The following is a 13,557-nucleotide window of genomic DNA, read 5'->3' on the forward strand; positions in this document are numbered from 1 at the left end:
ATGAATTAGCGAGTTTTGTCACAGCTTAGTAGGGTGCGTTAGTTATACGCACATTACTACTAAAAAAATACAGTAAATTTGGTTCGTAGTAAGGACTTTAGTCCTCTGATTTTAATGCGGACTGAAGTCCTCACTACGAACCTATTTTGATGGCTGATACTTAACTTAAAATTCTATAAATATCAAATCTACTGACGTACCCTACGACTTTTTTCCAACGGATAGCTATCAGCAGGCGAAGCCGACCATTCCCACATTGAACCTGCATAATTTTTAGCATCAAATCCTAAACTTGTCAAGACAGAAGTCAACCACGCAGACCTAATTCCGCCACTACAATAAGTTACAATTTGAGCAGACAGCGAAACACCTTTCTGCTGCAAAAATTCGACAATTTCCTCGCGAGCCAGCAGTTGTCCTTGCTTGTCCATTAACTGTTTGTAGTAAAGGTGAATCGCACCGGGAATGTGGCCGCCCCGCTTTTCTCCGTAAGGCGTTTTACCTGCATATTCTCGGGATTCTCTGGCGTCAATTATTGCTAAATTAGGATTACCTAAAATAGCTTTTAAATCATCCTGCTGAATTTCCCAAGTCGAGCGGCTAGATACTACAAAATCTCCCGGTGGCGGTGGATGATTTGCACATTTTACTTGAGAAATTCCCGCTTTGACTAAAGCTCGATATCCTCCATCTACAAAAACAGCTTTTTCGTGTCCCAAAGTCCGCAGCATCCAAACAATTCGCCCGTCTTCGCCCCATCCTTTCACGGAATCGGCAATGACGATTACAGGTTGGTCTTGACAAATTCCCAGTGCTTGCAGCTTTTCTGTTAAGATTGTATCATCTTCGATAATTTGGCCTTTGTGCGGAAAGTGCGATCGTGAAAATTGCTGCCAAGTTACGGGAATAGCTGGCGGGAGACGGCAAAACCATTTTAAAATCGGTGCCCGAGCATCAAGCAAGGTAGCTCCTCCTGAGAGCAATTCCTTCGCTAAATCTGCACTTACTATCCAATTGTCTGCTAAATTACACAGTAAATTAGACATAATTTATTGAGCAACTTTTGCTGTATTAGCACCGCAAGATATAACCCCTTTAGTATCCATTGTTGGCTTAGCTGGTTTAATCTTGCCAGAAGCAACATTTAGACACAAGATTGTTTGGGTCTTATTTCCTATCAAAAAGACTCCACCCACAAAACTTTTGAGATTAGCTTGATTCGACACTGCATAATTAAATACAGCTTTGTTTGCTGTATCAATTGAATATTTGTAATTAGCTGCGTCAGATTTAATGCCTAGAGCTAGATTAGAAACAGAACTTGTAAAACCCGTATTGTTGCGATAGTAGTCTTGCTGAGCTTTATTCATTTCTACCACATATTGTTTAGCTGCTGATTCCTGAGTTTTAAGGGTTGGCGACAACTGAGGATGAGCCGCTGTAGGAAACAAAACTGGTAGAATTAGAGTTGCGAGCGCAAATTTTATCTGCTGGTTGCGAGAGCTATAAGTCATGTTTTTACCAGTGCTTAAAACTTGAATAGCGGTAGGACACCGCACAGCCTTGTTCTTACAGGCGTGCGGTTTTACCTACATATTTCACGTGAAATTCATCGCTCGACCTACTTAGCCAGAGCGGTATTCTTCGCAGAAATGACTGATGAAATAAGCGGTGGAGTAACATACAATTAAACTAATTGTTTTGCTTGAAACTGTTTCAACTCTCCCGGAGCAACCGTGCCGTATTCTGTGATGATTCCCGAGATTAAAGCCGCCGGAGTTACGTCAAAAGCTGGATTGTAAAATTCTACTCCTTCAGGACAAATTCGGGTAGTTCCAACTTGATACATTTCAACTGAATCGCGTTCTTCTATGGGGATTTGGCTGCCGTCGGAAAGTTCAAAATCAATTGTTGACAGAGGGGCGGCAACAAAGAAGGGAACGTTGTGAGCTTTGGCAACAATTGCTAAACTGTAAGTGCCAATTTTATTGGCGGCATCGCCGTTAGCAGCGATTCTGTCTGCACCGACAACTACTGCGTGAATCATGCCGAGTTTCATGCAGTGGGCGGCCATATTGTCGGCGATTAATGTGACGGGAATTCCTTCTTGCACGCATTCCCAAGTGGTGAGTTTTGCACCTTGGAGGCGGGGCCGAGTTTCGTCTGCAAAAACTCTGCCGAGTCGGCCTTCTCGCCAAGCAGAACGAAATACGCCTAATGCCGTACCGTAGCCTGCTGTTGCTAAGGCGCCGGCATTGCAGTGAGTTAGTAAGTTCAATTTTTCGGGTGTTGCGGGCAGAACTTCTAAACCTTTGTCGCCGATATCTTTACAAGTTTGTACGTCTTCTGCTTGAATGGTTTTAGCCATTTCTAACAAGGTTTTTTGGACTTGTTCGACGGAACCGCTAGTTTGATTTGCTGTTTTGAGCATTCGGGATATTGCCCAAAATAAATTAACGGCTGTGGGACGAGTCGATCGCAATAATTCACCAACTTGTTCTAGTTTAGCCAAAAATTCGGTGCGATCGCCCGTTTCGATTTCTCGCGCCCCCAAATACATCCCGTAAGCTGCTGCTACCCCAATTGCCGGAGCACCTCGGACGATCATAGTTTTAATCGCCTCAGCCATATCTTGAGAGCTGGTAATTTCGACTGTAGCGTATTCTTTCGGCAGTCGGTTTTGCTCAATTAGCAGCACTCGGTCTTCGAGCCAGGTGACGGGGGAAACTGGGGAGTTTTGAGCAGTCATCGATTTCAATGATGTGAGGGACAAGTTTCTATGATGCCATGAAGGCGGATATTTCTCTATTTTATTAGACACGCACTGGATTTGCCAAAATCCCTGTCCTGCCATTCGAGATTCGAGCATTGTTGGATACTGACTACTTTATTGGTTTAGAGTTTGCGTAGAGTTGCATTCTTTTTCACAAAATTGTACTTAGTCATAAATAAAACATTAAGTTATGTAAAGGATATTTGCGTTTTTTAAATTTTTCCGGAATCGGGAACAAGCTAGCTGTGCGTGCGGTCAGTCTTTGTTAAGTTGAGAATGAGAAAGTGCGATCGACAAACTTTCCCTCTCCAACAAATTTACAAGAATCACAGAAATAGATAATTGTAAGGCTTTAGTCTGTGCAACTTTTACTGAGTTGAAGGCTGATTTTGTGCTAGCCATATTTGTGGCTGGAAGTTTGTCGATCGCACTTCAAACAACATATTAAGAACCTAATTATGTGCATGGGGGAACAGTCATCATGAAAAACCAACAAATAGTCTTCGTAGATTCAGCAGTTGAAGATTGGCAGAGTCTGGCTGGAGGTGTGAAAGCCGGGATAGAGGTGATTTTAGTCGATCGCGCGCGGGACGGTATCGAACAAATTGCCGCAGCATTGGAAAGGCGGAAAGATATAGAAATCGTTCACATTATTTCTCACGGGGAATCGGGAAGTTTGCAGCTAGGGCAAACTAGCCTGAATTCCGACAATTTAGAAACCTATCGCGATTGTTTGAGGCGGTGGTTTTCGTCATCTGTTAGCTCAATTCAAAATAAATTTGAAATTCTGCTCTACGGATGTAACGTAGCTGCGGGTGAAAAAGGAGCAGCTTTTGTACAAAAGCTGAGCCAGTTAACAAAAGCGTCGGTTGCTGCTTCTGCTGATATTACTGGGAGTGCCGAAAAAGGCGGCAACTGGTTGCTTGAATATGCAACAGGAGTGATTGAGACGGGATTGGCGATCGAGCCGGAGGCGATGGCAAATTACGCGCACGCCTTGGCTACGTTTGTGGTTACTAATACCAACGATGCTGGGCCGGGTTCGCTGCGAGATGCGATTACTCAAGCTAATGCCACTGCTGCACCACCGCACAATATTAACTTCAACATTCCCGGTGCAGGCGTGCAGACGATCGCGCCGCTGAGTTCCTTGCCAATAATTACCGTTCCCACAGTCATCAACGGCACTACCCAAGCGGGGTTCGCCGGTACGCCACTGATCCAACTGGATGGAACCAATGCCGGCGCTACAACCAACGGCATACTCATCACCGGCAGTGGCAGCACCATTCGGGGACTAGCCATCAATCGCTTTCGGGGTTCTGGAATCTTCATTGTAGGTAACGCTGCCACAGGCAACTTTGTACTCGGCAACTCGATCGGCACCGATCCCAATGGTACAGCCGACTTGGGCAACGCTGCCAGTGGCGTAGTAGTTGACAATGCACCGGGCAACACGATCGGCGGGACTGCTGCGGCCGATCGCAATATCATTTCCGGCAACGATGCTTTCGGGGTGTTAATCAATGCCGCAGGTGCCACAGGCAACCGAGTGCTGGGTAACATCATCGGTACCAACGCTGCTGGTACTGCTGCGTTGCCCAATACCTTGACAGGCGTGCAAATATCCGGTGGCTCTAACAATATCGTTGGCGGAATTACTGCTGGCGATCGCAACTTGATTTCTGGCAATGGCAGCGCTGGCGTGTTTATCGATGGTGCCACAGCCACAGGCAACACTGTACTCGGCAACTTCATTGGCACCGACATCAACGGCACAGCCAAGGTGAGCAACGTCGGTTTTGGCGTGGCGATTCAGAATGCTCCCAACAACACGATTGGTGGCAATACCGCAGGTGCGCGCAACATCATTTCCGGCAATAATGCTTTCGGTGTAGTCATTCTAAACACCCCTGCTACCAGCAACGCCGCTACAGGCAATCGAGTCTTAGGCAACTTCATCGGCACCGATGTCAGCGGCACAGCCAAGTTGAGCAACACCTTGACTGGTGTCCTCATACAGGATGCTGCCAGTAACACGATCGGCGGAACTACTGCGGGCGATCGCAACATCATTTCCGGCAATGACGGTTTCGGCGTGCAAATTCTCAACGGCAATGCAACTCTCAACTCTGTACTCGGCAACTACATCGGCACCAACTCCGCAGGCACCGCTGCATTGCCAAACATTATTGGCGTGGTTGTAGACAATGCACCCAACAACACGATTGGTGGTAGTGTGGCAGGCGCTGGCAATATCATTTCCGGCAACAGCAGTCCCAGTGCCGGTTTAGGCGTCCAGATTACAGGCGCTTCTGCAACAGGCAACACTTTGCGCGGCAATTCGATCGGCGTTGCAGCCAACGGTACTAGCCCCTTAGGCAATAGCTCGCTAGGAGTACAGATTACTGCTGCTGCAAGTAATAATGCGATCGGCGGCACAGCAGGTGAAGGAAATATCATCGCCAATAATGGCAATATCGGCGTAGGTGTTAATTCCGGCACTGGCAACCGCATCCAAAACAACTCGATCTTCGGCAACGCCGGCATAGGCATCGACCTCGGCAACAACAGCATCACCGCCAACGATCCGGGCGATCCAGACACAGGCGCGAACAACCTCCAAAACTTCCCCGTACTCACCACCGCCAACGTCAGCGGTGGCAACGTCACCGTCGCCGGAACCTTCAACAGCATTCCTAGCGCCAATTTCACCCTCCAATTTTTCGCCAACACTCCCCCCGGCACCCAAGGTCAAACCTTAATCGGTTCTGCCACAGTAACAACTGATGCTGCTGGTAACGCCACCTTCAATCAAGTTTTCCCTGTAGCAGTTGCTCCCGGTCAATTAATCACCGCCACAGCAATTGATGCTGCTGGCAACACCTCCGAATTTTCAGCACAGCCGATACCTGTTGTCGCGCCGCTGGGCAGCATTACTGGTATCAAATTTAACGACGTTGACGGCAACGGCACTCAAACAGCGGGAGAACTTGGCGTCGCCGGAGTGACGGTTTTCCTCGACACTAACAATGACGGCATTCTCGGCGCGGGTGAAACTTCGGTAACTACGGGTGCTAACGGCAGCTTTAATTTCCCCAACTTGCCCGCAGCTACTTACAACGTTCGGGAAATTGTGCCTCCTGGAAACCGACCAACTACTCCGAATCCAGTTTCGGTAGCGCTGGCTGCTGGGCAAACAACTACGGTGAATTTCGGCAATCAAGCGATACCCCCTGTACTCGGCAGCATTACAGGTATCAAATTTAATGATGCCGATGGCAACGGTACTCAAACAGCCGGAGAGCTCGGTGTCGCCGGAGTGACGGTTTTCCTCGACACTAACAATGACGGCATTCTCGGCGCTGGAGAAACTTCGGTAACTACGGGTGCTAACGGCAGCTTTAATTTCCCCAACTTGCCCGCAGCTACTTACAACGTCCGGGAAATTGTGCCAGCCGGAAGTCAACCTACAACTCCCAACCCGGTTTCGGTGACGCTGGCTGCTGGGCAAACGACTCCCGCTACTGTTAATTTCGGGAATCGATCGACTCCGACACCTGCGGTACTCGGCAGCATTACTGGTATCAAATTTAACGACGTTGACGGCAACGGCACTCAAACAGCCGGAGAACTTGGTGTCGCCGGAGTGACGGTTTTCCTCGATACTAACAATGACGGCATTCTCGGCGCGGGTGAAACTTCGGCAACAACTACCAGTCCTCTGGGCAGCTTTAATTTCCCCAACTTGCCTGCTGGTACTTACAATGTTCGGGAAATTGTGCCAGCCGGAAGTCAACCTACGACTGCAAATCCGGTTTCGGTGCGATACCCCCCGTACTGGGCAGCATTACTGGTATCAAATTTAACGATGTAGACGGTAACGGAACTCAAACAGCGGGAGAACTTGGCGTCGCCGGAGTGACGGTTTTCCTCGACAGTAACAATGACGGTATTCTCGGCGCGGGTGAAACTTCGGCAACAACTACCAGTCCTCTTGGCAGCTTTAATTTCCCCAACTTGCCTGCTGGTACTTACAATGTTCGGGAAATTGTGCCAGCCGGAAGTCAACCTACGACTGCAAATCCGGTTTCGGTGCTCCTGCTACGGTAAATTTCGGGAATAGCCCATTGACGGTTCCGACTCCGACTCCAGCTCCAACTCCAACTCCAACTCCGCCTCCGACTCCGATTTCGACTCCGACTCCAGTGCAGCAAGGCAGCATCAGCGGTATTAAATTTAACGATGCCAACGGCAACGGTACTCAGGATGCGGGGGAAACTGGTATTTCGGGATGGCAAATTTTCCTGGATGCTAACGGGAACAACTCTTTAGATTCGGGCGAAACTTCTGTTACCACTGGCTCGAATGGCAATTACGGCTTCACCAACCTCAACTCCAGCACTACTTACAACGTGCGGGAGGTGCAGCGGACTGGTTGGACGCAAACGACTGCTAATCCGGGGGCGATTAATCTGGGTAATGGCGAAAGTCGATCGAACGTTAACTTCGGCAATTTCCAAAATATTAGCATCTCCGGCAGCAAGTTTAATGACCTCAACAACAACGGGGTTTTGGATGCTCAAGAACCGCTATTGCCCAACTGGCAAATATTCCTTGATGCTAACGGGAACGATTCTTTAGATGGTGGAGAAGTTAACACTGCAACTGATAGTTTGGGCGGCTACAGTTTTACTAACTTAGGCCCGGGAACTTATCGAGTCCGGGAAGTAAATCAACTGGGTTGGACGCGAACTACTGCGAATCCTGCTAATATCATTGCCGTCAGCGGCACGAATGTTGGCAGTATTAATTTTGGGAATTCCTTCGCCCAACCACCAACACCAACACCGCAAACAGTAGAAGATGCTGACTGCATTTGTTCGCAAATTGTTTTACCCAGCCTTAGCAGTATTCGCGGCCCGAGTTCTGTCACTAATACCCGCAACGGTACTAACGGCAACGACACCATTCTCGGCACTAATAATGGTGACGAAATCAACGGTTTTGACGGCAATGATTTGTTGGCAGGATTGCGGGGCAATGATGATATTTACGGAGGACTTAACAGCAATTTCCCGGTTGGCCCAAATATAGACAGCGACTTGCTGTTTGGCAATGAGGGTAATGATTACCTCAACGGGGTTGCTGGGGAGGATTTAATCTTTGCGGGCAAGAACAACGATGTTGTTTACGGCGGCAAAGATGACGATATTATTTTTGGCGACCAAGAGAGTGATACTTTAATTGGAGACCAAGGTAACGATACTATTTACGGGGGAACTCTTAACCCGTTCGACCCGGATTTGACTGGCAGCGATTTGGTGTTCGGTTTGGAGGGCGATGACTTCCTCAGCGGGGAGAAAAATCAAGATACGATCGCAGGTGGTGACGGCAATGATACAGTACGTGCCGGCAAGGGCAACGACGTAATTGTTGGCGAGTTGGGGAACGACTTGCTGTTTGGCGATGAGGGCAACGATACTATCTGCGGAGGCGAGGGGGAAGATACTGTTTACGGGGATATTGGCAGCCCTCTCCCCATCGGTTCTGCTGGCGGACAAGACCAAATCTGTGGCGGTTCTGGCAACAATTTGCTGTTTGGCAATGAAGGTCAGGATACTGTTAACGGCGATGCTGGAAATGATACTATTTACGGCGGTAAGGATGAGGATAGTTTGCTCGGCGGTGCTGGGGATGATTTCTTGTTTGGAGATGAGGGGAATGATGCTCTGATTGGAGGTACTGGGAACGATCGATTTATCTTAGGCCTTGACCTCGGTAGCGAGACTATTTTAGACTTTCAAGATGGTCTAGATGCGATCGGCTTAATCGGCGGTCTAAATTTCTCGCAACTGAGCATTGTGGCGGAGAATAGTTCTACTCTGATCCGAGTGATCGGTTCGGGTCAACTTTTGGCAACTCTCAGCAATGTGCCGTCGAGCTTGATTACTGCTACGGATTTTGCGCTCCTGTAGTGCGATCGAACTAATCAACTAGCATAAAATGTTCAGTAGTAAGGTGCGCGCTGCGTACCATACTACTGACAAATCCTATCCCCCAAAAGCATTGTTCTGGCAGAAAATGAGTATTTCAAAGTTTATTCCTTCTTCCTTCTTCTACTTCCCTATATTGCGCTTCATGCGATCGAGTTCTTCCTCAGCTTCCCAGTTTTGAAACTTTTGTTCGAGAGGGTCTGCCGCCTTAAAACTGTTATAATTAGAACTCTGATTCCAACCCTTTGTATCCCAACTCTGCTCTGTTTTATCTGCTTTAGCCGTAGTTTTCGTTTGCACTTCGGCTGCTTTGGCGCGGACTTCTTTGCGGCGCAATTGAATTTGGCGGTACAATTCTTTGGCTTTTTCAATCCGTTCTTTGCAGCCTTGCATTTGTCCCCAGCGCTGATTTCCCTGACGCAGCAAAGCTGCTTGTCGCTCTTGGGCTGCTTGAGCTAAATCGAGCCGATTCGCGGCTTTGGCTTTGTTTGCTCGATCGTTCCAGCGCTGAATTTCTTGGGCTGCGGAGAGAATTTCTGCTTGCAGTGTTTTCTCTTGTTTCTGAATCTCCAAAATCAGTCGCAGGGTGTCTTCTTCTTGTTCCTTGAGTTGTTCTTCTATTGCTTGCAATTCCAGGTGGGGGTTGCTCCGCAAAAATTCTTCTAATCTGGTTTCTAGAAAGCGGCTGACATCATCAAATATGCTCATTTTTTATAAGTCATTGGGCAAACAGGGCATTGGCCAAACAGGGCATTGGCCAAACAGGGCATTGGGCATTGGTCATGAGTTCTTCTTGAATGGCGATCGATTATCGGTCATTAGTTGTTAGTTATAGCAGAAGAAAGTTCGGCTTCGGTCGCAGCGTATTGGATTTAACCGATAGAAGGAAGAAGCAATAATAGCAATGGTTTCAGCAATATTATAACTGTTGTCACCGCTCGTGAGATACAGCCCGATCGCTGCCAATTACCAATTAAGTAGTTGTGCAAAATTAATTACAGGAGATTTCGACTGAAACCCAAGCCTAGTAAGGAGTCTTTATGTAATTAATTTTGTGTGGCTACTTACCAATTACCAACTCCCAATTACCGATTACCCATTACCAAAATCTTAACAAATGACTAATGACTGATGACTAATGACTGATGACTGATTAGAACTTTTGTCCGACAAAAACCGATCGCACGTCTCCACCCTTGCGGATAACTGCTTCTTGATTTTTGATTTCTGCCAGAGTCCAACCGCTAGCGCCGATGCTTTCGCCGACATAAATTCTGCGGGCTACACCGTCTACTTCAAACAAAGCAGCCGATCGATCGCCCAATTCCAAAATCCCCACTAGCGTCTGGGCGGAAGTCGGCGCGCTGCTAGCAGCCGCTACCGGTTGCTGGGGCGCTGGCGCCGATTGCGCTGCTGCAGGTGCTGGTGCTGATTCTGTTTCGCGAGCCAAAATCTTCGGCTCCACAGCAGCCGAGGGGGAAGGGGAAGCCGCCTGGGGAGTGCGATTGCCAGCCGCGGCGATCGCGCGACCGGAAGCTTGGGCCCCTGCTGAAGGCGAAGCTGCTGCGGTTTGAGAAGCGGCCGGAACCGCCACAGTCACCTGAGTCGGAGCCGCCGGAGCCACAGTCACCTGAGCGGGGGGAGGGATGACTACGACTTGGGGTGCAGGTGCTCCCGGCGCGGCGGCGGCTTGTTCTAGGGCATTCGCGATGCGGTTGACTGCACTCGAAAGACCTGCGGTTGCCGGTGGCGCGCCGGAAATTGAAATGCTCGGCAGCGTCCCTGGGGTTGCTGCTCCCGGAACAGGGGCAAGTTGCGAGTTAGCCTGAGGAGCTTTTTTTTGTTCGATCGCCGCTAGCGAGCGCTGCACGTATTCGACAAACTGGGTGTCTGGTGCGATTTTGCCGCTTGCTGCAGGCGTCTGCGGGGCTGGCGCTGCGGGCAGGCGCACCAGTCCCGATCGACTTGCCAGCCACAATCCCATGACTAGGAGCAGCGACCCACAGGCTGCTCCTAGCAAGATTCGGTCAAATGATTGTTTGGACTGCTGTTTTTTGGTTGTTTCTAGGGCGACTTGGCGGGCGAGCGCTGCTACCTCTTGTTCCTGGCCTCGCGGAGGTTCTGGCGCCAACTGCGACAAAACTATTTGAGGTACCGAGATGGATTTGAGCGCCACGAATTCTGCTGGCGGCACCTGCTCGGCTGGCAGTCCTTCACTGCCGTCGAATGCTCGATCGACTCCTTCAAACAGTTCGTCCATCAACCGATCGGCGTAGGACTCTACTGCCACTGTTTCGGCTGGCACTGTTTCGACTCTCGCCACTACGGCGATCGGATCGGACGCTGATTCCAAGGACATCTGTTTGGCGATTACTTTTTGAGGCATAGTTTTATGTTACTCCCGCTCCCCGACCACCCTGAGGTTCTCCACTTCAGACTTTACAGGATACTTCTAATATTTACCAATTCTTTGCTCAGAACAGGTCAATTGTATCTCACCCACCACCATATTTTTAGTCCGGGGCGAACTTGTACCATTTTCGCTGCGACTTTTGAGATTTGAGTTTGGGAAATGACTTACTGCATAAGGGTTTGAAGCGCCAGCTTGCAGTTGCTTTTTTTTCTCTGGGGTTGAAGCGCCCGATCGACTTTTGTTTCATTTGTTTTTGCACCTTTTGACCCGCAATCAACCTATACCGTGCCCCGACACTCATGAGAGTCGGTGCTCTGAAAATTTTCGACTCAAGTTCTGCCTCCGGTGATTCACTGCCCTGCAACTCAATCTCAAATCGCAACATGGAAAATCGACTGACTGTTTTTTGGTACTCTTAACTTCCTCTCACTCTCACTAGACTTTTTACTGCTTTTGTCAACCCCACTTAGATGGAAATCGCCGTTTTTGACACAAAATTTTACTTTGTGTAACAATTCAGCAAAAAAACTGAATTTTCTCCGATTTTTTTGCTTGAATCTTAGACTTGACAAAGGTTTCAGATTTTCAGTTTTGTTCAGCTTGTTTGTTTGCAAGCAATAACGTACTGCAGATTCTAGACTTTTGATAGTACCATAATTTGATTAGAATTGCTTATATATTCTCAAAGCTCGCAAAATCCTTGACTAAATAAGAATTATTCCTAATAAAATTTGAAGGTTTAGGACTTAATTATTCGTAATATTATAATAAGTTTATATTTGTTAGACTTATATAACTTCTGTTTATGTATTGGAGTGCGATCGCACTTTCTCAGAAAATAGCAGGAAACTCTAAATTTACCTGATTTACCTTAGCAAAAAAATTGTCATTGCTGTAGCTTGACAGAGGATAAAAACTGAAGGGAATATCCAGCGAAACTTGCGCTGCTGATTAACGGAGATTTCCGGCTGTTTGTGGTTGTTGAGCAAGAAATGAGCTGTGACATTAGCGATAATCGACGCAAAGAAAAACAGGTAACAGATAAATATGTATGTGTCCATCAGAGTCATGTAAGGCACTCTCGGCAAAGAGTTAGCAACCGTGAAGTTAAAAGTAATTGCCGTGAGCGTACAGGGGGCAGCCTACACTCATCTGAGTGGCAAAAACCGCACTCGCATTCATCCAAAAAGTCGTCCAAGAAATTATCGTAATTAGCAGCAGGGGCAGAAACACCTTAAAAATGTAATATTGGTAATTGCGCTGGAGCTAAATTTTAAAAGTGTATCGCGGGTAAGTTTTATCTTCTGTTTCAGCTTTCTTGGCAGTAACTGCGGTGTTGATGCCTAGAATTTTCCATTCGGATAAAGAAACCTAAGGCTCTTTGTTATATCCATTCGCCGTGGAATTTTCTTGCAAAACTATAGCTTGGGCGTCACCAGAGAAAGGTTCCCAGATAATTTCAGGAGTTTCCGATTGACATACTCACCGCCCTTAAAGTGCGGTGATTCTTGACACTTCATCAACTGATGCTACCGCAGTAGTCTTACTCTGTCTCGGTGTCCGGTTAAACTAAGCGAGACCCTCACGAGTCCCGCTCGTCTTCAAAACCGTGCTTGAGACTTTCACCTCACACGACTCCTCAGTAATAAGGCTCTTGTCATGAGTACCTCTGGGCGTTGCTGAATCAAGGTATGGATACCCCAGGAATGGGGATATCATCAAATTTCAAGTAATGTATTAATAACTTAATAGAATGCTTGAGCATTTCCTCACATTTAGAATAACAAAGAATCTTGCGATGTAGTCTTGCCAAATAATGTCTTAGTCTTGTATTTTCCCCTTCTACTCGTGTCAGATAAGTCTTACTAACAATCCGATCTCCATCGGTCATAAACCTGGGATATACAGACCATCCATCAGTTACATAAAAGTAGCATTTCCATTCACTTACTTTGTCCCATAATGGTTCAAATGTCTTAGCACTATGATCCCCTAATGCCCATCCTAAAATTCCCGGCTTAAAGTGGTCAACTGCTGTCCACAGCCAGATCTTGTCTGTTTTTTTTTCACGTAAGTTTGTAATTCGTCGAGTTCACCAACTTCTGGAATGACTTCAGGATCATAAACATCTGGTAACAGTTTGCCGACTTGTTTAATCCAATTCATTACGCTCGGTATGATGAACTCCCTTAACTCGTTCTATCGCCCGTAAACCCATCCCATTGACATACATTTTTAGGCAATCACGTTTGATAGCCTCGCTATAACCTCGTTGAGGCTCATACTCATTGATGAATTGACGACCGCATTGCACACAAATGTGGTTTTGTTTTCCTTTTTTCTTGCCGTTTTTACGGATATGGGTTGATTTACAT

9 protein-coding genes and 1 pseudogene are annotated in these 13,557 nt (G+C 47.5%); 3 read left to right on the forward strand and 7 right to left on the reverse strand.

Annotated elements, in window-relative coordinates; genetic code table 11:
* Nucleotides 1-188: 188 nt before the first annotated feature.
* The 4 genes from JGK39_RS16810 to JGK39_RS16825 all read right to left on the reverse strand — a co-directional run bounded on the left by JGK39_RS16810 (nt 189) and on the right by JGK39_RS16825 (nt 3,175).
* The gene (locus JGK39_RS16810) at nt 189-1,046 is read right to left on the reverse strand and encodes a rhodanese-like domain-containing protein (protein ID WP_293260796.1); all 858 of its coding nucleotides are present in this window, start codon (nt 1,044-1,046) and stop codon (nt 189-191) included.
* A 3-nt stretch (nt 1,047-1,049) separates the two neighbouring features.
* Nucleotides 1,050-1,514, reverse strand: a complete 465-nt coding sequence (locus JGK39_RS16815; protein WP_293296888.1) for a type IV pilin-like G/H family protein — start codon at nt 1,512-1,514, stop codon at nt 1,050-1,052.
* A gap of 173 nt (nt 1,515-1,687) precedes the next feature.
* A complete protein-coding gene (gene mtnA / locus JGK39_RS16820; RefSeq protein WP_293260801.1) occupies nt 1,688-2,749 on the reverse strand; it encodes an S-methyl-5-thioribose-1-phosphate isomerase in 1,062 nt (353 codons plus the stop codon).
* A gap of 279 nt (nt 2,750-3,028) precedes the next feature.
* Nucleotides 3,029-3,175, reverse strand: coding sequence for a hypothetical protein (locus JGK39_RS16825; protein ID WP_293260804.1), 147 nt, complete (start codon nt 3,173-3,175; stop codon nt 3,029-3,031).
* A gap of 79 nt (nt 3,176-3,254) precedes the next feature.
* Between JGK39_RS16825 and JGK39_RS16830 the strand changes: the two genes are divergently transcribed.
* The 3 genes from JGK39_RS16830 to JGK39_RS16840 are packed head-to-tail and all read left to right on the forward strand — an operon-like array spanning nt 3,255 to nt 8,751.
* The gene (locus JGK39_RS16830) at nt 3,255-6,650 is read left to right on the forward strand and encodes a DUF4347 domain-containing protein (protein ID WP_293322293.1); all 3,396 of its coding nucleotides are present in this window, start codon (nt 3,255-3,257) and stop codon (nt 6,648-6,650) included.
* Nucleotides 6,632-6,886 carry an SdrD B-like domain-containing protein gene (locus JGK39_RS16835; protein ID WP_293322296.1) on the forward strand — a complete coding sequence of 85 codons (255 nt, stop codon included), beginning with the start codon at nt 6,632-6,634 and terminating at the stop codon, nt 6,884-6,886. The genes JGK39_RS16830 and JGK39_RS16835 overlap by 19 nt, the downstream gene beginning before the upstream one ends.
* A gap of 17 nt (nt 6,887-6,903) precedes the next feature.
* Nucleotides 6,904-8,751, forward strand: a complete 1,848-nt coding sequence (locus JGK39_RS16840) for an SdrD B-like domain-containing protein (protein WP_293305639.1) — start codon at nt 6,904-6,906, stop codon at nt 8,749-8,751.
* Nucleotides 8,752-8,892: 141 nt separating this feature from the next.
* Here JGK39_RS16840 and JGK39_RS16845 read toward each other — a convergent pair whose 3' ends face one another.
* The 3 genes and pseudogenes from JGK39_RS16845 to JGK39_RS16855 all read right to left on the reverse strand — a co-directional run.
* Entirely contained in the window at nt 8,893-9,477 is a 585-nt protein-coding gene (locus JGK39_RS16845; RefSeq protein ID WP_293260812.1) for a TIGR04376 family protein, read from the reverse strand.
* Between the two features lie 445 nt (nt 9,478-9,922).
* Nucleotides 9,923-11,155 (reverse strand): hypothetical protein, encoded by a 1,233-nt coding sequence (locus tag JGK39_RS16850; protein WP_293260815.1) that lies wholly within the window; start codon nt 11,153-11,155, stop codon nt 9,923-9,925.
* Nucleotides 11,156-12,866: 1,711 nt separating this feature from the next.
* Nucleotides 12,867-13,557, reverse strand: a pseudogene (locus JGK39_RS16855) (IS1 family transposase); the annotation flags it as partial.

The sequence above is a fragment of the Microcoleus sp. PH2017_12_PCY_D_A genome, assembly GCF_020738565.1.
In the GTDB taxonomy this organism is placed as follows: Bacteria; Cyanobacteriota; Cyanobacteriia; order Cyanobacteriales; family Microcoleaceae; genus Microcoleus.

Excerpts from the sequence above, each read along its gene's own strand:
- JGK39_RS16845 (WP_293260812.1), bottom strand. The coding sequence starts at position 9,477 with ATGAGCATATTTGATGATGTCAGCCGCTTTCTAGAAACCAGATTAGAA.
- JGK39_RS16825 (WP_293260804.1), bottom strand. The coding sequence starts at position 3,175 with ATGGCTAGCACAAAATCAGCCTTCAACTCAGTAAAAGTTGCACAGACT.
- mtnA (WP_293260801.1), bottom strand. The coding sequence starts at position 2,749 with ATGACTGCTCAAAACTCCCCAGTTTCCCCCGTCACCTGGCTCGAAGAC.
- JGK39_RS16850 (WP_293260815.1), bottom strand. The coding sequence starts at position 11,155 with ATGCCTCAAAAAGTAATCGCCAAACAGATGTCCTTGGAATCAGCGTCC.
- JGK39_RS16810 (WP_293260796.1), bottom strand. The coding sequence starts at position 1,046 with ATGTCTAATTTACTGTGTAATTTAGCAGACAATTGGATAGTAAGTGCA.
- JGK39_RS16830 (WP_293322293.1), top strand. The coding sequence starts at position 3,255 with ATGAAAAACCAACAAATAGTCTTCGTAGATTCAGCAGTTGAAGATTGG.
- JGK39_RS16815 (WP_293296888.1), bottom strand. The coding sequence starts at position 1,514 with ATGACTTATAGCTCTCGCAACCAGCAGATAAAATTTGCGCTCGCAACT.